We start from the raw sequence: 19,494 nt of genomic DNA, 5'->3' as shown, positions 1-19,494 counted from the left end.
CGGGTACCCCCCGAAAAAACGCTTGATCTGAAGCAACTAATTTGTCAAACGTTTTCCACAGGGGTACCCCGCCCCCGGCTGCCCGGCGCCGACCCCAACCTCCCACCAGCGGCGCCGCCACCGGCGCTCACCCCCACCGCCCCGGCGCCCGGCAGCGGCGCCGCGCCCCCCACCCCCGCCGCCGCTGCTCAATTGCGCCGAAGGCGCGAAACGGCGCCGCACCCAGCCACGCCGACCAGCCCGAACATCACGACGACCCCGACAACCCCCACCGGGTCAGTCGTACCAGCGGCGGACCCCCACACCCCCTCCCTACTGCGTTCTCAGTAGCGCGAACTGTCGGCAGCCGCACGACGACACGACCGCCCCCTCCCGGAGAGCCTGGGCGGACAGTCGGCACCAGATGTTCGGCACCAGATGTGGAGACCTCCTGCCGTGGCTACTTTCCTTTACCGAGTGGGCCGTCTGGCCTTTCGGCGACGCTGGTACGTCGCCCTGGTCTGGGCGGCCGTCCTGGCCGCCCTCGGGCTGGGTGCCCTCAAGGCTCCGGGAGCCTCCGACGACGGGTTCTCCATGCCGGGCATCGAGTCCCAGAAGGCGTTCGACCTGATGGAACAGCGCTTCCCCGGGGCCACCGCCGACGGCGCGACCGCCCGGGTCGTCTTCGTCGCGCCGGGCGGTGAGAAGGTCACCGCCACCGAGAACAAGCGGGCCGTCGAGAAGGCCGTGGCCGACCTGGCCGACAGCCCGCACGTCGCGAGCGCCGCCGACCCGTTCCGGGCGAAGGCCGTCAGCGAGGACGGCACGACGGCGTACGCGACCGTCACCTACAAGGTCGCCGCCGACGGCCTCACCGACGCCGACCGGACGCGGCTGGAGCGGGCCCTCCACACGGCGCAGGACTCCGGACTGACCGTCGAGGCCGGTGGAAGCGCGATGGACGACGGCGGCGGGGCCGGCGGTGCGGCCGAAGTGATCGGTGTCGTGATAGCCGCCGTCGTGCTGCTGGCCACCTTCGGCTCGCTGGCCGCCGCCGGGCTGCCGCTGCTGACCGCTCTCATCGGCGTGGGCGTCAGCACGGCCGCCATCCTGACCCTGTCCCAGGCACTGGGTCTTTCCACGACGACCGGCACCCTGGCGATGATGCTGGGCCTCGCGGTCGGCATCGACTACGCCCTGTTCGTCGTCTCCCGCTACCGCGAGGAGCGCGCCAAGGGCCGTGCGCCGCAGGAGGCGGTCGGTCTGGCGGTCGGCACGGCCGGTTCCGCGGTCGTGTTCGCCGGGCTCACCGTGGTCATCGCGCTGGCCGGACTCGCGGTGGTCGGCATCCCGATGCTCACCAAGATGGGTCTGGCCGCGGCGGGCGCGGTCGTCGTCGCCGTAGTGATCGCGCTGACGCTGGTCCCGGCGCTCCTGGGCTTCTGGCCGAACGCCGTGCTCCGGCGGCGCGCCCGCAAGACCGGACGGATCGAGGACGAGAGCACCCGGAACAACGGGGGCAGCCGCTGGGCTCGGTTCGTGCTGCGGCGTCCGCTGCCCGTGCTGCTGCTCGGCGTGGTGGGCCTCGGAGCCCTCGCGGCGCCGATGACGGCCCTGCAGCTCGGCATGCCGGGGGACGAGGCCAAGTCGACCGCCACCACCGAGCGCCGGGCCTACGACGCGCTCGCCGAGGCGTTCGGGCCGGGCTTCAACGGGCCGCTGACCGTCGTCGTGGACGCGAAGGCCAACGCAGACGCGAAGGGCGCCGCCGCGACCATCGCGAAGGAGCTCCGCCGCACCGAAGGCGTCGTCTCCGTCTCCCCGCCCCGCTTCAACGAAGCCCGTGACACGGCCGTCCTCCAGGTCGTGCCGTCCACGGCGCCGACCGATGAGAAGACCAAGGACCTGGTCACGACCATTCGGGGGGAGCGGCCCGGAGTCGAGTCCGAGACCGGGGCGACCTTCGAGGTCACGGGCACCACCGCGCTGAACATCGATATCTCCGACAAGGTCCAGGCCGCGCTGATCCCTTACCTGGTCGTCGTCGTGGGTCTCGCGATCGTGCTCCTGCTGGTGGTCTTCCGGTCCCTGCTCGTCCCGCTGAAGGCGGCCCTCGGCTTCCTGCTGTCGGTGCTGGCCTCCCTCGGCGTGGTCGTCCTCGTCTTCCAGCAGGGCCACGGCGCCGGACTCCTGGGCGTGGAACAGACCGGCCCGATCATGAGCCTGATGCCGATCTTCCTGGTGGGCATCGTGTTCGGCCTGGCCATGGACTACGAGGTGTTCCTCGTCTCGCGGATGCGGGAGGCGTACGTCCACGGCGAGGGACCCGGCCAGGCGATCACATCCGGCTTCCGGCACAGCGCCCGCGTGGTGGTGGCCGCCGCGCTGATCATGATCGCGGTGTTCGCCGGGTTCGTCGGCGAGAGCGACTCCATGATCAAGATGATCGGGTTCGGACTCGCCTCCGCCGTCCTGTTCGACGCGTTCGTCGTACGGATGGCGATCGTGCCCGCCGTGCTCGCCCTGCTCGGCGACCGGGCCTGGTGGCTGCCGAAGTGGCTGGACCGGCTGCTGCCCAACGTCGACGTGGAGGGCGAGGCCCTCAGCCGCCGACGGGAAGCGGACCGGGGAACAGACCACGGAGCGGACCGGGGAACAGACCCGGAAGCGGACCCGGATCCGGCCGCAGGGACGCCCGGCCGCGAAGTGGCCCGCACCTGAGACCACCGCCCTGCCCACCCCACCGACCGGGGTCACCCCACCGACCGGGGCCACCCGTGGCGAACGCCATGGGCGGTCCCGGCAGCCGTTCGCGTGGGGAGCGGGGAACGGTCACGATGGCCCGAGAGCAACGACCGGAGAGCCCGATGAGTACCAGCCTTGAGCGTTACACGGACCGTTTCGAGCAGTACGCCGACCGCTACCCCCGCGTCGTCGACGTGGTGCTCGTCCTGTCGCTGATGGGCTGTGCGACCCTCGGCAGCAATCTCACCCTGCCCGGAGCCAGCCCACCCGACCAGGACAGGGCCGCCGTCGTCCTCATGGGCGTCTCCTGCCTCGCCCTGCTGAAGTACCGCGCCCACCCGCGCACCGCCGTCGTCGTGACCGCGGTCTGCACCGTGATCGCGATCGCGCTGGGGTATCTGCTCACCCCCCTGCTGCTGGGCCCCGTCATGGCGGCGCTCTACTGGCTGGCCACGCTCACCGACCGCAAGACCACCCGCGTTTTCGGCGTCACCGCCATGGCGGCGCTGATGGCCGCAGCGGCGGTCTCCGACTCCATGGACAGCCTCTCCCTGATCCTCAGGACGATCGGTCCCTTCTTCTGGCTGCTGCTGCCGCTCGCCGCCGGCAACATGACCCGGCTGCGGCGCGCCTACCTGGCATCGGTGCAGGCCCGCGCCGAACACGCCGAGCGCACCCGGGAGGAGGAGGCCCGGCTGCGCGTCACCGAGGAGCGCATGCGTATCGCCCGCGAGCTGCACGATGTGGTGGCCCACCACATGGCCCTGGCCAACGCGCAGGCCGGTACGGCCGCCCACCTCGTGCTCACCAGCCCGCAGCAGACGCAGAAGATCCTCACCGACCTCACCGGCACCACCTCCTCCGCACTGCGCGAGCTGAAGGCCACGCTGGGGCTGCTGCGCCAGAACGACGACCCGGCCTCCGCATCGCTGGAGCCGTCCCCCGGCCTGGCCCGGCTGCCCGAACTGGTCTCGGCATGTGCGTCCGCGGGGCTCACCGTCACGGTCACCACGACGGGGGAGCCGCGGCCGCTCTCCCCCGGGGTGGACCTGACCGCGTTCCGGATCGTGCAGGAAGCGCTCACCAACGTCACCAAGCACGCCGCCGCGGACGCCGCACACGTACGCATCGCCTACGCCGGATCCCGGCTGCTGATCACGGTCAGCAACGACGGCCCGGACACCTCGGGCACCATGGGCGGCACCGATGCCGCCGAGGCCGGGCCGAGCCGGGGCTTCGGCGTCATGGGCATGCGTGAGCGCGCCCACACCATCGGCGGCGAACTCCGCGCGGGCCCCCGCCCGGAAGGCGGCTTCGAGGTCACCACCGCACTGCCGCTCCAGCCCTCGGCACCCCAGGCGGCACCCCAGGCGCCACCCGGGACGGCCCCGCAGCCGCCACCCGGGACGGCCCCGCAGCCGCCACCCGGGACGGCCCCGCAGCCGGCACCCGAGGCGGCCCCGCAAGCGGCCGTGGCCGCCACCGATGTTCCAGCAGGAGGAGAAGAGTCATGACCATCAGGGTGCTGCTCGCCGACGACCAGGCCCTGCTGCGGGCCACCTTCCGGATCCTGATCGACTCCTGCGAGGACATGACGGTGGTCGGCGAGGCGTCGGACGGCGCGGAGGCGCTGGAACTGACCCGCGCCCACCACCCCGACATCGTCCTCATGGACATCCGGATGCCGGGCACGGACGGTCTCGCCGCCACCTCCGCGATCTGCGCCGACCCGGAGCTGGCCGCAACCCGCGTCCTCATCCTGACGACGTTCGAGACCGAGGACTACGTCGCACAGGCGCTGCGCGCCGGTGCCAGCGGCTTCCTCGGCAAGGACGTCACCGCCGACACCCTGCTGGCCGGCCTGCGCACGGTGGCCTCCGGCGAGGCGCTGCTGTCACCCGCCGCGACCCGCACCCTCATCACGAACTTCCTCATGTCCCCCGCCCCCGACGCCCACCTCGCGCCCCCGGAACGCCTGTCGGAGCTCACCGGCCGGGAGCGCGAGGTGATGGGCCTGGCCGCCGAGGGCAGGTCCAACACCGAGATCGCCGAGATCCTCACGCTCAGCCCGCTGACCGTGCGCACCCACATCCACCGCGCGATGATGAAGCTCGGCGCCCGCGACCGCGCCCAACTGGTCGTCATCGCCTACCAGACGGGCCTGGTACAGGCGGCCCCGCCCGCGCCATGAGCGCCGAGGCCGGTGTCACGCGTCGGTGTTTCGCACCAGGCCTCACCCGCTCCGCGGGATCCGGACGGCCTGCCCGCTGACGCGCGCCCGGGGCTCGTCGGGCGTGATGTCGAGCAGGAGATCGCTGGGCCGGCCCATGTCCTCGCCCTGGCGGATATGGATCCGGGTCGGGGCGTCGACCAGGCCGAGTGCCCGCAGATAGCCGCCGAAGGCGGCGGCCGCGGCGCCGGTGGCCGGGTCCTCGACCACCCCGCCGACCGGGAACGGATCGCGGGCGTGGAAGACGAGGCCATCCGCAAGGCCGTCCGCGGAGTCACCCGCGGCGCCATCCCCCGCCTCGCGCCACACCAGATGCACCGTCGTCCAGCCGCGCCGCCGCATCACCGCCTCCAGCGCGTCGTAGTCGTAGTCGAGGTCCGCCAGCCGCTCGCGGGTGGCGGCGGCGAGGACGAGGTGGTCGTTGCCCGCGAAGGCGACATGCGGGGGCAGGGCCGGGTCCAGTTCGTCCGCGGACCAGCGCAGTGCCGCCAGCGTCGGTTCGACCTCCGTGCCCGGGTCGGCGGGGCGCGACCGCGTGGGAACACTGGTGAGCGTGGCCCGGGACGGGCCGTCGCCGTCGGCCGTGGTCTGGACGCGGATCTCGCCCGAAGCGGTGTCGAAGATCAGCTCACCGGGGCCGTCGCGGTCGGCGAGGGCGACGGCCGTGGCGATGGTGGCGTGTCCGCAGAAGGCGACCTCGGCGAGCGGGCTGAAGTACCGCAGCCGGTAGCGGCGCGCGGCCTCGTCCCGCTCGGTGATGAACGCGGTCTCCGAGTAGCCGACCCGCGCGGCGACGGCGGTCATGGCCGCGTCGTCGTCCGCGAGGGCCGCGGCGTCGAGGACCACACCGGCGGGGTTGCCGCCGTCGGGGTGGGTGGTGAAGGCGGAGTAGTGCAGAACGTCGATGTCCGTCGTGGGTGCCGTCATGCCGTCCACGGTTCCACCGCGCCCGGTATCGCGTCCAACGATTCCTTTCGCTGGAGGTGATCGGGAAACCCGATGGGGCCAGGTGGGGGGCTGCCTAAGCTGACCGTCGTGGACACACGACTCCTGAGGACGTTCGCGGCGCTGGCGAGAACCGGCAGCTTCACCGCGACCGCCGCCGATCTCCATCTCGCCCAGTCCACCGTCACCGTCCAGATACGCACCCTGGAACGGGAGCTGGGCACCCGCCTCTTCGACCGGCTGCCGTCAGGCGCCCTGCCGACCAGCGCCGGCCGCCGGCTGCTGAAGGAGGCCGAGGAGGTCCTGGACGCCGAGGCCCGGCTGCGCGCGGTGGCGGCGGCCGGAAACGGCGACGGCGCGGACGGCACGGTGGAGGGCCCCGTCGCGCTCGGCGCGGGCGAGTCCCTGTGCGCCTCGCACCTCCCCCGCGTGATCGCCTCGCTGCGCCGCACCCACCCCGGTATCGACCTCGACCTCCACCCCGCGGGCACCGCGGCGGCCGTCGAGGGACTGCGTACGGGCCGGCTCGACCTCGCCCTTCTCCTCGAACAGGACGTGACCGAGGCCGACTTGGTCGCCCGCCCCATCGCCCGCGAACCCCTCGTCTACCTCGCCGCCCCCGGCCACCCGCTGGCCGGACGCGCGGCGGACTGGGACGAACTGGCCGCGCAGAGCTTCTTCGTCCACGAACAGGGCTGCTCCTACAGCGACCACCTCGTCCGCACCCTGCTCACCCTCCCCGGCCCGCCGCCCCGCCTCACCCGCTTCGGCAGCATCGAGGCCGCCCGCTCCTGCGTCGCCGCCGGGCTCGGCCTGACGCTGCTGCCCCGTGTCACGGTGGAACGCCAGCTCGCGGATGGCCAGCTCGCCGAAGTCCATGGCCCGGCCATTCCGCCGGTCCCGGTCCACCTCACCCGGCACCGCCGCCGCTGGACCAGCCCGGCGGCGCGGGCGGTGGCGGACGAGCTGACGCGGCTGCTCCCGGCGTGAGCCGTGGGCGTTGCGGGGTCAGACCAGCGTGACGCCGTCGTGGGCGCGGACCGCCGGTGGGGCGGTGGCGTCGAGGGCGTCCAGGATGCGCACGGCATACGCCTCGTCGGCGAGGTCGGGGACCTCGGCACGGGTGGCCCAGCGCCAGGCGCGGGTGCGGGGGCCCGTGGCCGGAGTGCCGTCGAGGGCCTCGCAGCGGAAGACGAGGGAGACGGTGAGGTCGTTCATGTCCTTGTAGACCCCGGTGAGCGCGGCCGGGAGCGCGATCTTGACGCCCGTCTCGTCGAGGATTTCGCGCCGCAGGGCGTCGGGGACGGTGGCGTCGGGGTCGAGCGCACCGCCCGGCGGCTCCCAGGTGCTGCCGTCGCGCCGTTTGATCAGCAGCGCTCGGCCGCGCTCGTCCACGATGACTCCGGCGACGCTGACGCGGTGCGGGCGGTCAGAGGTCACGTTCCTCGGCCCTCTCGGCTGGCTGGGTTTCTCACGGTAGCAACGGCCGGACGGGCTGCATTCAGCCCCTCCGGCGATTGAGGACACGCCCGAAGGGCGTCCAGGGTCAGGGGCGGAGCCCCACCGCGCGGCGGAGCCGTATATCGATGCTGCGGGAAGGGGCGGGGAGGGGAGCAGCCCGCCGCAGGCGTCACGACCCGCCGGACCCCCTAACGAACCTCGACCGCGCCGTCGTCCGCCCCGCTCGGCCGCTTCGGCTCGTCCTTCGGACCCGGCGTGCCCATGTTGCGCCGCACCGCGTCCAGGATGGTCAGCCCCTGGCCGACCAGGCCCGCCGCGATCTCGCCCAGCCCATCGGCCCCGTTGAGGACGTTGACGTTCGCCCCGGACAGCCCGGAGGCGGCCTCCTTGACGATCTGCGGGAGTTGGTCGATCAGCATGCGGTCCAGCGCCACCCGGCCGTGCGAGGCCGCCGCCTCGGCCTGGATCTTCATCCGCTCCGCCTCGGCCAGCGCCACCACCCGGATCCGCTCGGCCTCCGCCTCCGCAGGCTTCACGATCTCGGCCACCAGCTGCTGCTGCCGCAGATCGGCCGCCCGCTGGGCCAACTCGGTGCGCGCGGCCAGCACTTCCCGCTGGGCGTGCGCCTCCGCCAGCGGCCCCGCCTGGGCGGCCTCGGCCTGGGCGCGGTCCACCTCGGCGCTGTACCGGGCCTGGACCACCGCCGTCTGCCGTGCGTACTCGGCCTGGTTGCGCGCCGCCTCCTGCTCCGCCTCGGCCGCCGCCTGGCTGGCCTGCGCCTGGGCGATCTGGGCCTGCCGCTGGATGGCGGCCTTGTGCGGGGCCGACATCGCGTCGATATAGCCGGTGTCGCCGTCGTCGATCGACTGGATCTGCAAGGAGTCCACGATCAGACCGATCTTCGCCATCTCCGCCTTGGAGGTGTCCAGCACCTCGGTGGCCAGCTTCTGCCGCTCGGTGATGATCTCCTCGACCGTCATCGAGCCGATGATGGACCGCAGATGGCCCGCGAAGATCCGGCCCGTCAGCACCGCCATCTGCTCCTGGTCGGAGAGGAAGCGCTGTCCCGCGTTGACGATGGACTCGGTGTCATTGCCCACCTTGAACGCGATCACCGAGCGCACCGTCAGCGTGATGCCCTGCCGGCTGACGCACTTCTCCTCGACCTCCGCCTCACACATCGCCAGCGTCAGGAAGCGGACCTTACGGAAGACCGGGAGCACGAACTTGCCGTGCCCGGTCACCACGCGAAACGGCGCACCCCCCTGTCCACGCCTGCCGCCCGAGATCAGCATCGCCTGGTCGGGTGCGGGCACGCGGTAACCGAACATCCTTCGTCTCCTCAGCCGGCGCCGCCGGCCATGCCGGACGACGCGTTCAATGGATCGGTCCACTCGATGACGTCGACCTGGCGGGAGCCACGGAAGTCGATCACGAGGACGGACGCGCCTCGGGGCAACGGGTCGGCAGACCAGGCGAGGAACGTCTCCGAACCGCCTCTGACCCGCACCAGGACCTCACCGGGACCACCGGCCCCCCGGGTGCCGAGTACCAGCACCCCGGTGCAACCGATCACAGGATCATCCGGTGTCATACGGCGGCCGCCCCCCAGTCGTTCCGCTGCTGAAACCCGACGTTAGACCGTTTTCCCGGCGCCGGATACGGTTGTGCGCAGCGAGGACCGGATGAACCGCCACCCGCGCGGAGGGCCGCTACGAGGTGGCGTCCTTGGCTTCGGTCTCCTTGGTGTCCTCGGTGTCCTTGCTCTCGGCTTCCGCTTCGGCCTTCGCTTCGGCCTCGCCGTCCGCCGAGTCCTCGAAATACGCGTCGAGCACCGCGTCGAGCTCCGCCGTCCATTCCTTGAGGAGCTTGCGGGCGGGTGCCTCGACATCGGCCGTGTACCAACGCCGGTTGGTCGTATAGACCGTGATCCCGAAGCGCTTCCCGAACCGCGGGGTGTCGACCTCCACCGCGCCGATCTCGTCCCACCCGAACTCGGCCTTCTCGCCGTCGAGTTCGAAGGTGACACCATGGCGCCCGGCCCGGATCGCACCGCGCCGGTCGGACACGTCGAAGACGACGCCGCCGTCCTCCTCCGCGCCGTCCGCTTCCGCTTCCTCTTCCTCGTCGTCGTCCGCTTCCCCGTCGGACGCGACGTCGCCCTTCGTCCCGGCTTCGTCGTCGGACTCCGCCTCGGCGCCGGCGCCTTCTCCCTCGACGCCTTCTCCCTGGGCGTCTCCTGCCTCGTCGACTTCGTCCTCGGCGGTGACATCCTCGGGCGGCCGCTCTGCTGCGTTGTCCGGTGCGTCCTCCTCCACATCGGCAGGGCGCGGGGACGTCAGGCCGGGGACATACCCCGGATCCGTCCCGGCTGTGTGCATGGGCGGGATGATCGGTCCAGTGCTCTGCTCCACGGCGGGAAGTATTGCCGATAAACCTGTGCCGACGACAGGCAACCCCGGTCCCAATCGAGCCGACAGGGAAAAGCCGCAGGTTGTGCGGAGCGCATCTCGATGCGGACCGGGGCGCGGGCCGGGGGGCCCGCACCTTTACCGTCCCTTTACTATGGATGCGGGGACACTGCTTTCCCCGGACATGTGTGGATCCACCGGACGTCCCGGTGAGCCACCGACCAGCGATGAAGGAGTACCAGACCCGCGATGGGCGACCCTGACCCTCCCAGTACCACCCGTGCCACCCTCCGCCCGTTCCTCACGAGGACGGCCCTCACCACCGAGCCCCTGAGCGGGCGGACGGCGGTGGCACGGTGACCGAGATCCTTCTGCTTCTCCTCGCGCTGGCCCTCACGCTCGCCTGCGCGCTCTTCGTGGCCGCCGAGTTCTCCCTCACCACCGTCGAACGCGGTGAGCTGGAGCGCGCCGCCGAAGCCGGTGAGCGCGGCGCCGACAGCGCGCTGATGGCGGTGCGCCGGCTGACGTTCCAGCTCTCCGGGGCCCAACTGGGCATCACCGTCACCTCCTTGGTGATCGGCATGCTCGCCGAGCCCTCGCTGGCCGCCCTGCTGCGGAGCCCGCTCACCGCACTCGGCCTGCCCGAGGGCGCGGCGTCGACGACCGCGCTGGTGCTGGGCGTGGCCCTCTCCACGGTGGTGCTGATGGTCGCCGGGGAGCTGGTGCCCAAGAACTGGGCGATCTCCCGCCCCCTGCACGTGGCCAAGGCGGTCGCCGCCCCGCAGCGCGCCTTCACCGCCGCCTTCGCCCCGCTGATCCACCACCTCAACAACACGGCCAACCGCCTGGTGCGCCGTCTGGGCCTGGAGCCCGCCGAGGAGCTGGCCTCCGCCCGTACCCCGGACGAGCTGGTCGCGCTGGCCCGCCACTCGGCCGCCGCGGGCGCGCTGGAGCAGGACGCGGCCGAGCTGTTCGTCCGTACGCTCCATCTGAGCGAGCTGACCGCCGAGAACGTGATGACCCCGCGCGTGGACGTCCAGGCGCTGGAGGCCCACGCCACCGCCGCCGACGCCGCCAACCTCACCCTGGCCACCGGGCGTTCCCGCTTCCCCGTCTACCGCGACACCCTGGACGAGGTGGTCGGCACCGTGCACATCCGCGACGTCCTCGCCCTGGCCGTCGCCGATCGCCCCACCACCCCCGTCACCGACCTGGCCACGCCCCCGCTCCTGGTCCCCGACAGCCTCCCGGTGGACCGGCTGCTGGACCGGCTGCGCAGGGCGCACACCATGGCCGTGGTCATCGACGAGTACGGGGGCACGGCGGGGGTCGCCACCCTGGAGGACATCGTCGAGGAGATCGTCGGCGACGTACGCGACGAACACGACACCGACGAGACCCCCGGCCTGGTGCCCCTCGGCCCCGGCGTCTGGGAGGCGGACGGGGGCGTACGGCTGGACGAGCTCACCGGCATCGGGCTGACCGCCCCCGAGGGTCCGTACGAAACGGTGGCGGGCCTGCTGGCCACCGCCCTGGAGCGCATTCCTGCGGCCGGGGACACCATCGAGACCGACGGCTGGCAGCTCACGGTGCTGAAGGTGGAGCACCACCGCGCCGACCGCGTACGGATCACCGAGATCACCGAGATCACCGAGACGACCCAGACCACCGAGACGACCCAGACCACCGAGGCCACCCGATGACCGTCCTCCAACTCGCCATCGGCGCCCTCACCCTCCTCACCAACGCCTTCTTCGTCGGCGCCGAATTCGCCCTGATCTCCGTGCGCCGCAGCCAGATCGAACCGCGCGCGCAGGCGGGGGAGAAGCGGGCGCGCGGTGTGCTGTGGGCGCTGGAGCACCTGTCCGCGCTGATGGCCACGGCCCAGCTCGGCATCACCATCTCCTCCCTCGCCCTGGGCGCGGTCGCCGAACCGGCCATCGCCCATCTGCTGGAGCCCGTCTTCGACGCCGTCCATGTGCCGCACGCCCTGGTGCATCCGATCGCCTTCGTCGTCGCGCTCACGGCGGCCACGTATCTGCACATGCTGATCGGCGAGATGGTCCCCAAGAACATCGCCCTGGCCGCCCCCGAGCGCACCGCACTCCTCCTCGGCCCGCCCCTGGTGGCCCTCACCCGCCTTCTGCGCCCGGTCGTCTTCGGCGTCAACGCCTTCGCCAACGCCGTGCTGCGGCTGCTGAAGGTCGAGCCCAAGGACGAGGTCGAGGCGGTCTTCACCGACGACGAACTCATCCGGCTGGTACGGGACTCCAGCGACGCCGGGCTGCTCGACAAGTCCGGCGGCGACCGGCTGCGCGACGCGCTGGAACTGGGCACCCGGCGGGTCGGCGACATCCTCGTCCCCGTCGGCGCGATGGTCACCGTCGACCATCGCGTCACCCCCGCCGAACTGGAACGCAGGGCGGCCGCCTCCGGCTACTCGCGTCTGCCGGTCACCGGCCCCGGCGGCGCCATCCTGGGCTACCTCCACATCAAGGACACCCTCGGGGCCCTCGACCGGGACCGCCCGTTCCCGCATACCGCCGTCCACACCATCCCCCGCGTGCGGGCGGACACCCCGCTGGACGACACCCTCACCACCATGCGCGCCACCGGCACCCACCTGGCCGCCGTGACGGCCGACACCGGTACGGCGGTCCTCGGTTTCGTCACGATGACGGACGTCCTGGACGAACTCGTGGGCCCGGCCCCGGCGTAACCACGTCGACCGTAGCCACGTCGACCGCAGCCGCGCTGACCGCCGCCGCCCGTCCGCAGCCGCGTCGATCAGGACGGGGGCCGCGCCGAGGGACGGTCCGGGCGCACGGAGAACACCGTGTCCCCGGCCGTCCCCACGATCGCGTCCTGGACCAGCACCACCCTCGGCTCGGTGTCCTCCGCCGCCGTCCCGGGATTGTCCAGCGCGGCCGTACGCCACGCCTCCGTGCCGTCGTCCACGTTCAGCGCCAGCAGCCGGCCGAAGCGGTTGGAGAAGTAGAGCTGCCCGTACCGCCTGGACAGCACGGGCGCGGACAGGTTCTCCGTCTCCGTGGCCCGCTGCCACAGCTCCCGGCCGCTGTCCGCCGACACCGCGGTGACCGTGCCGTTGGCACGGACGAAGTAGACGACGCCGCGCAGCAGGGTCGGCTCACCCAGCACGGGGCGGCGCAGCGGGATCCGCTTGGTCTCGCCGGTGCCCGGATCGACCCGGAGCATGGACGTGTACGGGCGCTCGTACCCCGAGTCGTACACCTCCTTCGCGGTCTGCGGTATCAGGAACAGCGGCTTGCCGGTGGCCGCGCCGATGGTCAGCGTCTTCTTCGGAAGCGTGGTGAGTTCGTGCCGCTTGCCGTCGGAGACGTCGAACCGCAGCAGTTCGTACGGGCCCTCGGCGGCCAGGCCGTCGTCGGCCGTGGGTGCGCACAGGCCGTACGGTTCGCCGCCCAGCACCGTCGGCTCGCAGTACTTCCCCTGGGGCGCCGGCGACTGCCACAGCCGCTCACCCGACGTCCCGTAGGCGACGAGCTGATTGCCGTCCGGCGACAGCGTCAGCACCCCGCCGCGGAACAGCTCCGCCGGCGCCGAGCCGTTGATCGGCTGCTCCCACCGCTCTCGCTTGGTGGCGGCGTCCAGGGCCACCACCGACCGGTGGCCGCCCTCCGGCGCCCGGTAGGCGTAGGCGATTCCGTCCCGCACCCCGATCGGGCGCGCCGCCTGGGGGCGGGTGCCCCAGCGCCACAGGACGCGGCCGGTGGCGGCGTCGACCTTGGCGATGGTGAACCCGTTTCCGCCGCAGTACAGGGCGCGGCCGTTGGCCGGGACACATCCGGACTGCTGGTAGACGAGGGGCGGCCCGTCGGTCTCGACCCGCAGATCCGTCCGCCACGGCTTCCAGCCCTCGGGGAGCGAGGCGGGCTTCTGGGACGGCGCGGTGGCGGAGGCGGCGGACGCGTCGCCCGACGACTCCGTCATGTCCGGGGCGAAGACCGCCGCCGCGACGGTCAGCCCGGTGACGGCCAGGGCCACCCCGGCGGAGGTGACGACGAGCCGCCGCCGAGCTCCCCGCCTCGGTGCGGTGCTCCCCGGGCCGGGGGGCTGCGAGCTGGGGGGCTGCGAACCGGGGGGCCGGGGAGCGGGCCGCGAGTCGGGCCGGGGAGCGTGGGCCGAGGGGGCGGGGGGACCTACAGGGGGACCTACAGGGGCGCCGGCTCCGGGAGCACCGGCCGTTTCGACGCGCTCCGCCGCCGGGAAGTCCGGCAGCGCCCGCAGCATATGGTGCAGTTCGTCCAGTTTCGGCCGGGCCTCCGGCTCCTTGGCCAGACAGCGTTCGGCGATGCCCCGCAGTGGCGCCGGGACCTCCTCCAGCGTCGGATGCTCGTACATCACCTGGTAGCCCGACAGATAGGGGCTGTCGGACTCGAACGGGCTGCTGCCCCGCGCCGCGAACACCAGCAGCGACCCCAGCGAGAACACATCCGACGCCGCCGTGACGTCCCGCGGACTGCGCAGCTGCTCCGGCGACATGAACGGCGGGGTGCCGAGCACCCGCCCGATGGTGACGGTGAGCGTCTGGCTGTCGACGGCGCGGGAGATGCCGAAGTCGATGACGCGCGGCCCGTCCTCGGCCATCAGGATGTTGGCGGGCTTCAGATCCCGGTGCACCACCCCGGCCCGGTGGATCTCGCGCAGCGCCTCGACCAGTCCGAGGCCGAGCGTCCGCAAGGTGTGCCCGTCCAGGGGGCCGTTCTTCCGTACGACCTCGGAGAGGGTGCGCCCCGGCACATACAGCGTGGCCATCCACGGCCGGTCGGCCTCCGGATCGGCGTCCACGACGGGTGCGGTGAACGCCCCGCTCACCCGGCGCGCCGCCGCGACCTCCTGCCGGAAACGGGTCCGGAACTCCTCGTCCTGCGCGTACTGCTCATGGACCAGCTTGAGCGCGACCTGCCGCCCCGACGCCGAACGCCCGAGATAGACGACGCCCATGCCGCCCGACCCCAGCCGGTCGACCAGGGCGTAGCCGCCTATGGATTCCGGATCCCCGGTGGCCAGCGGCATCGCCGATCCCCTTTCCCGCGCTGTCTCCGCGCCTTGAGCGGCCGTACCGGACTCCTAGATTAGGTCGGCGGGAGCATCGGCGGACCAGGTGGCCCAGGGCGTGGCGGAACGGTTACCAGCGGAGCGCCGGCCGACGGGGGGACACATGGACGGGCCGGCGAACGGCCGGGTCGGCCCCCTGCCGGCCAACTGGACGTGGGGAGCGTGCCGTTGCGTTAGCGCGGCGTTAGCGGAACGGCGTCGTGGCAGCAGCTTTACGCCAGCGGACCACGGCAGGCTCATAGCCATACCGAGGGCCGGTGGGGGACACCGCCGGACCGCCGACCCGCCCCAGAGGGAGACCCCACCATGAACGTCACCGCTTACCGCCGCGGCCGCACCGTCCGTACCATCGCCGCCTCCATGCTGGCCGTTGCCGCGCTCGGCCTGACCGCGGCGTGCGGCGGTAGCGAGGACGGAGGCTCGGACAACGCGGGCAAGGCGAACGCGTCGGCCTCGGCCCCGGCGGACAAGACGGCCAAGACGGATAAGGCGGCCAAGGGCGGCAACGCGGGCGCCGAGGAGGCCAAGGACGCGAAGACGCAGGCCCAGAAGGCCGGGGCGGGGTCCGACGAGGAGCCGATCGGCGACTGCGACATCAACAAGACGGTCTTCTCCGTCCAGAAGGTCAAGAACCCGATCAACCACATGCTGCTCAAGGCGACCAACGGGGCCGGTGTGGACTGCAAGCTGGTCGGCTACCCCGGGCTGAAGTTCGGTGAGAACGCGCAGGCCGCCACGCCGGTGAACGAGGAGAGCCGGCCGCAGTCCGTCGTCGTGCTCGCCCCGGGCGAGAGCACCTATGCGGGCATCACCACCTCCGCGGGGGACGGCTCGGGTGCGGAGGGCAGCGAGGTCAACTCGCTCGAGGTGTTCATCGACGGCAGCGAGGACCCCACGAGCGTCGAACTGCCCGGCGGCTCGGTCTACATCGACAGCGCCGCCCAGGTCACGTACTGGCAGACGACCGCGCAGGACGCCCTGACCTGGTAGGTCGGCACGGCCCTCGGGACCCAGAGCGGTCCATGTACATGAACGCTGTCTTGCATAGGAGACAGCACCCCTGGAGTATGAAGCGACGTCGCCGACGTGCAGAAGAAACAGCGGCGTCGCCGAAGCCGGCGAACAGGGGGAACGGATGGGCATCGACTCGGCGGCGCTGCTGGTGTCGGCCGGGGTGGCCTCCGGGCTCGCCGGTTCGATCGCGGGGCTGGCCTCGCTGTTCAGCTATCCGGCGCTGCTCGCGGTGGGCCTGCCGCCGGTGGCCGCCAATGTGACCAACACGGTGGCCCTGTTCTCCAACACCGTCGGCACCGCGGCGGGATCCCGCGCCGAACTCCGCGGCCAGCGGGACCGTCTCCTCCGACTGGGCGTCATCGCGGCGCTCGGCGGCGCGGTCGGGGCCGCCCTGCTGCTGGGAACCCCGTCCTCCGCCTTCGAGACCGTCGTACCGTGGCTGATCGCCCTCGGCTCGGTGCTGATCCTGGTCCGCGATCCACTCCGCCGGCTCGTGGCCTCCCGCTCGCCCTCCCTCGCCCATACGGCTCGGCCCACCCTCCCGCTCGCCTGCGCGGTCCTGCTGGTCGGCCTGTACGGCGGCTACTTCGGCGCGGCCTCGGGCGTCCTGATGCTGGCGGTGCTCTCGCTCTCCGCCACGGAACCCCTCCCGGTCACCAACGCCGTCAAGAACATCGCCACGGGCGCCGCGAATGTGACGGCGGCCGTCGCCTACGTCGCCGTCGCCCCCGTGAACTGGGCCGCCGCCGTAGCCCTCGGCCTCGGCGCCCTCCTCGGCAGCCGGCTCGGCCCCGTGGTCGTCCGCCGCCTGCCCGAAACCCCGCTCCGGATCGCCATCGCCCTCGGCGGCCTGGGCCTGGCCATCTCCCTGTGGCACTAGGCGGCGCCCCCTTGCCCCAGGAGGGCGGCGCTTACGTCCCGGACTCCTCCGGATAGAAGGTGATCAAGGTGGTGCTCCCGTCCGGCGCGACGACGCGGACGGCGGCCTCCGGGATGTCCTCCGTGGCCACGTCGACCTCGGTGGGATGCCACACCATGTGCCGCAGCACCACCGGATACCGCGGCGACTTCCCGCCGACGGCACCGATCACCGTGTCGTCCTTCGGGTCGTAGCTGAGGGAGGAGAAGGGCAGCCGCTCGGCCTCGTACTGATGCCCGACGGACGGGTCCAGCACCTCGATGGTGGCGAGTTCCCCCTCGTGCTCGGCCGTGACCTGATCGAGCGTGGTCCGCCACTCCCCGCGATCGAACGTTGTGGAACCGGCCATCGTCGATCCTCCTCCGCTACTCCGCTACGCCTCCTGCTGTGCCGACCCGTCCCACGGTGGCCGCCACCGCCCCGGGCCGCCACGTCCACCCGGGTCGAATCGATCCGGCCGGGCTTGACCTCCCCGGACAAAACGGACGGCCGTGTCCCGTTCCCTGGGGGCATTACCTGGGACGTAATCGCACCGCGCCGCGCCCCCCGGCAGCATGGTGATCGCTTCCCGCAAGGCTTCCGATCGGAGGGATCACCATGTCCTCGGCCGCACCCACGACCACCCGCGCCCTGGTGGCGGAACTGTTGCGCCGCATCGGTGAGGGCGACCCCGAGCGCATCGCCGAGCTGTACGCCGAGCGCAGCGACTGGAAGCTGGACTGGCCGGAGGCCGAGCACGGCCGCCCCGCCACCCCGTGGATTCGCCACCGCTCCACCCGCGCGGACGTGGCCGCCCACTTCCGGGAGCTGGCCCATCACCATGTGCCCGAGCAGGCGGCCACCGAGGTCGAACGCGTCCTGGTCGACGGCGACGACGCGGTCGTGCTGGGCGAGATCCGCCAGACCGCCCGGGCCACCGGACGCGCCTATCGCGCGCGGTTCGCCCTGCATCTCACCCTCGAGGGCGGTCTCGTCACCCGGCACCACGTCTACGAGGACAGCCTCGCCGTGGCCCAGGCCTTCAGCACGACACAGGACGATTAACCACGCGGGAGCAGGGGCTCCACCCGGGACAGCGTGTCCAGAACATTGGCCTCGGTGATCGCCATCCGCGCCTCGTCCGGCGTCAGCCAGCGCAGCGGCGCGTCCGGCTTCTCCGGCCGTACCGCCTCGGGAACGCCGGTGGACAGCACATAGCGCACATCGGCGTGTTCATGCGCCGGCTCCCGGCTGTTCGCGGGGACCGGAACGATCACCAGATGCCGTACGTCCGCGTCCGGCCACGGGGCCAGGTCGGGCAGCCCCGTCTCCTCCCGCCCCTCCCGCAGGGCGATGGCGAGCGGGTCGTACTCGCCCGGGTCGCCATGCCCGCCGACCAGCAGCCACGACTGCTGGCGCTGGTGCCAGCGCAGCAGCACACGGCCGCTGTCCGGGTGCACGATCAGGGCGGATGCGGTGATGTGGAGGGGCGTCGACCGGTCCCAGGGGGCGCCGCCCGCCTCGACAACGCCGAGCACCCGCTCGAGGTCGACGCATTCCGCGGTGGTCTTCGGCCGGTAGCCCGTAAGGACATGGGTGACTGCGTGGTCGGCTGTGGCCATGCGCCGGATCCTAACGACGCGGGGCCGCCTACGGCGCGGGGTTTTTGTCACCCAGCGGGTCGCCCACGCGGACGCGGAGCTGCCGGAGAAAGCGCCCTCCAACGGCCGCCGACGGTCAAAGCACACGCAGCGGGCACAACGGCCCCATAGCCGGTCAGAGGGCAAAGCCCGAGGTCACAGCGTTGCCAGCCCGTTAACGAGGCGTTAGTTGATCGTCAGCGGCGGCGGACAGACTGGTGGTCACGGCCCCGGGGGACGGGGACGCCGTTCACGACAGCTGAGGAACCCATGTCGCACCGCATCACTCTTCGTCACGCTCGCAAGGTCGCCGCCGCCGCGGTCGTCGCAGTCGCCGCGTTCGGTCTGACCGCGTGCCAGGACAACGCGGATGCCGGCGGCGGCGACTCGTCCTCCGCGGCCTCGTCGAGCTCCGGCGGTTCGGACTCCTCCGACTCGGGTTCCTCCGGCTCCTCGGGCTCCTCGGACAGCGGCTCCTCCGGTTCGGGTTCCTCGGGCTCCGGTGGTGGCGGCAATGCCGGTTCCGACGCCTGCGCCACCTCGCAGCTCGCCTTCCGCAGCACCCACGGCATGGGCGAGGGCACCCTGATCGTCGACCTCAAGAACACCGGCTCGGCCACCTGCACGCTGCAGGGCTTCCCCGGCGTCGACCTGAAGAGCAAGAACGGCACCCTGAGCGCCAAGCGCAGCGACCTCGCCGCGCCGAAGACGAGCGTCAAGCCGGGCGAGGAGACCCGCTTCACGCTCCACTACCCGCCGAACACCTCCGGTGGCTCCGGCGAGACCTTCACCACGCTCGTCGTCACCCCGCCCAACGAGACCCACTCGCACTCCCTGCCCGTCAGCATCAACGTCCCCGTCACCGACGGCTCCGGCTCCGAGATCAAGGTGGACCCCGTCGGCACCGGTAAGTAGCCAACGGACAGCAAAGCAACCCCGGGCCGCCGGCCTGGGGCTTTGCCATGAGCGCCGGGAGTCGTGCACCCGACCGATATCGATCGTACGTTTGATTTCCGGTGCATCGGCGTGCGCCCCCGCCGGTGACGGCCGACCCTGGATGGTGGACGCGGG

General features: G+C 72.2%; 18 protein-coding genes. 10 read left to right on the top strand and 8 right to left on the bottom strand.

Annotated features, from left to right (window positions below):
• Positions 1-435: 435 nt before the first annotated feature.
• From J8403_RS21200 to J8403_RS21190, 3 genes are all read left to right on the top strand, one after another.
• A complete protein-coding gene (locus tag J8403_RS21200; RefSeq protein ID WP_211124549.1) occupies positions 436-2,700 on the top strand; it encodes an MMPL family transporter in 2,265 nt (754 codons plus the stop codon).
• 146 nt (positions 2,701-2,846) lie between these two features.
• Entirely contained in the window at positions 2,847-4,238 is a 1,392-nt protein-coding gene (locus tag J8403_RS21195; protein ID WP_211124548.1) for a sensor histidine kinase, read from the top strand.
• Positions 4,235-4,915 (top strand): response regulator transcription factor, encoded by a 681-nt coding sequence (locus J8403_RS21190; protein WP_059146441.1) that lies wholly within the window; start codon positions 4,235-4,237, stop codon positions 4,913-4,915. The genes J8403_RS21195 and J8403_RS21190 overlap by 4 nt, the downstream gene beginning before the upstream one ends.
• Positions 4,916-4,957: 42 nt before the next feature.
• Here J8403_RS21190 and J8403_RS21185 read toward each other — a convergent pair whose 3' ends face one another.
• Positions 4,958-5,881 carry a PhzF family phenazine biosynthesis isomerase gene (locus J8403_RS21185; RefSeq protein WP_211124547.1) on the bottom strand — a complete coding sequence of 308 codons (924 nt, stop codon included), beginning with the start codon at positions 5,879-5,881 and terminating at the stop codon, positions 4,958-4,960.
• Between the two features lie 108 nt (positions 5,882-5,989).
• Here J8403_RS21185 and J8403_RS21180 point away from each other — a divergent pair, with 108 nt between their 5' ends.
• Positions 5,990-6,889, top strand: coding sequence for a LysR family transcriptional regulator (locus J8403_RS21180; protein WP_211124546.1), 900 nt, complete (start codon positions 5,990-5,992; stop codon positions 6,887-6,889).
• A gap of 18 nt (positions 6,890-6,907) precedes the next feature.
• Here J8403_RS21180 and J8403_RS21175 read toward each other — a convergent pair whose 3' ends face one another.
• The 4 genes from J8403_RS21175 to J8403_RS21160 all read right to left on the bottom strand — a co-directional run bounded on the left by J8403_RS21175 (position 6,908) and on the right by J8403_RS21160 (position 9,741).
• Positions 6,908-7,339 (bottom strand): NUDIX hydrolase, encoded by a 432-nt coding sequence (locus tag J8403_RS21175; RefSeq protein ID WP_211124545.1) that lies wholly within the window; start codon positions 7,337-7,339, stop codon positions 6,908-6,910.
• A gap of 209 nt (positions 7,340-7,548) precedes the next feature.
• Complete coding sequence (locus tag J8403_RS21170) at positions 7,549-8,691, bottom strand: SPFH domain-containing protein (RefSeq protein ID WP_211124544.1); 1,143 nt, start codon at positions 8,689-8,691, stop codon at positions 7,549-7,551.
• Between the two features lie 11 nt (positions 8,692-8,702).
• The gene (locus tag J8403_RS21165; RefSeq protein WP_211124543.1) at positions 8,703-8,954 is read right to left on the bottom strand and encodes a hypothetical protein; all 252 of its coding nucleotides are present in this window, start codon (positions 8,952-8,954) and stop codon (positions 8,703-8,705) included.
• 118 nt (positions 8,955-9,072) lie between these two features.
• Positions 9,073-9,741 carry a hypothetical protein gene (locus tag J8403_RS21160; RefSeq protein WP_211124542.1) on the bottom strand — a complete coding sequence of 223 codons (669 nt, stop codon included), beginning with the start codon at positions 9,739-9,741 and terminating at the stop codon, positions 9,073-9,075.
• A 386-nt stretch (positions 9,742-10,127) separates the two neighbouring features.
• On the opposite strand from J8403_RS21160, the gene J8403_RS21155 reads away from it, so the two are divergent.
• Both J8403_RS21155 and J8403_RS21150 read left to right on the top strand, forming a co-directional pair.
• Positions 10,128-11,474 (top strand): hemolysin family protein, encoded by a 1,347-nt coding sequence (locus J8403_RS21155; protein ID WP_246585923.1) that lies wholly within the window; start codon positions 10,128-10,130, stop codon positions 11,472-11,474.
• Positions 11,471-12,490, top strand: a complete 1,020-nt coding sequence (locus J8403_RS21150; RefSeq protein WP_211124541.1) for a hemolysin family protein — start codon at positions 11,471-11,473, stop codon at positions 12,488-12,490. The genes J8403_RS21155 and J8403_RS21150 overlap by 4 nt, the downstream gene beginning before the upstream one ends.
• A gap of 68 nt (positions 12,491-12,558) precedes the next feature.
• On the opposite strand, the gene J8403_RS21145 is transcribed toward J8403_RS21150, so the two are convergent.
• Positions 12,559-14,829: a serine/threonine-protein kinase gene (locus J8403_RS21145; RefSeq protein WP_211124540.1), complete on the bottom strand. Its 2,271-nt coding sequence runs from the start codon at positions 14,827-14,829 to the stop codon at positions 12,559-12,561.
• A 348-nt stretch (positions 14,830-15,177) separates the two neighbouring features.
• Here J8403_RS21145 and J8403_RS21140 point away from each other — a divergent pair, with 348 nt between their 5' ends.
• Entirely contained in the window at positions 15,178-15,861 is a 684-nt protein-coding gene (locus tag J8403_RS21140) for a DUF4232 domain-containing protein (RefSeq protein WP_211124539.1), read from the top strand.
• A 145-nt stretch (positions 15,862-16,006) separates the two neighbouring features.
• Positions 16,007-16,765 (top strand): sulfite exporter TauE/SafE family protein, encoded by a 759-nt coding sequence (locus tag J8403_RS21135; RefSeq protein ID WP_211124538.1) that lies wholly within the window; start codon positions 16,007-16,009, stop codon positions 16,763-16,765.
• 31 nt (positions 16,766-16,796) lie between these two features.
• On the opposite strand, the gene J8403_RS21130 is transcribed toward J8403_RS21135, so the two are convergent.
• Positions 16,797-17,153 carry a DUF5335 family protein gene (locus J8403_RS21130; protein ID WP_211124537.1) on the bottom strand — a complete coding sequence of 119 codons (357 nt, stop codon included), beginning with the start codon at positions 17,151-17,153 and terminating at the stop codon, positions 16,797-16,799.
• 248 nt (positions 17,154-17,401) lie between these two features.
• Here J8403_RS21130 and J8403_RS21125 point away from each other — a divergent pair, with 248 nt between their 5' ends.
• Positions 17,402-17,848 (top strand): nuclear transport factor 2 family protein, encoded by a 447-nt coding sequence (locus tag J8403_RS21125; protein ID WP_211124536.1) that lies wholly within the window; start codon positions 17,402-17,404, stop codon positions 17,846-17,848.
• On the opposite strand, the gene J8403_RS21120 is transcribed toward J8403_RS21125, so the two are convergent.
• Positions 17,845-18,405, bottom strand: coding sequence for an NUDIX hydrolase (locus J8403_RS21120; RefSeq protein ID WP_211124535.1), 561 nt, complete (start codon positions 18,403-18,405; stop codon positions 17,845-17,847). The genes J8403_RS21125 and J8403_RS21120 overlap by 4 nt on opposite strands.
• A 288-nt stretch (positions 18,406-18,693) precedes the next feature.
• Between J8403_RS21120 and J8403_RS21115 the strand changes: the two genes are divergently transcribed.
• On the top strand, positions 18,694-19,338 hold the full coding sequence (locus tag J8403_RS21115; protein ID WP_211124534.1) for a DUF4232 domain-containing protein: 645 nt from the start codon (positions 18,694-18,696) through the stop codon (positions 19,336-19,338).
• Positions 19,339-19,494 lie beyond the last annotated feature (156 nt).

It is taken from the genome of Streptomyces yatensis (genome assembly GCF_018069625.1).
Classification (GTDB): domain Bacteria; phylum Actinomycetota; class Actinomycetes; order Streptomycetales; family Streptomycetaceae; genus Streptomyces; species Streptomyces yatensis.
This window is presented reverse-complemented; position numbering and strand designations above follow the sequence as displayed.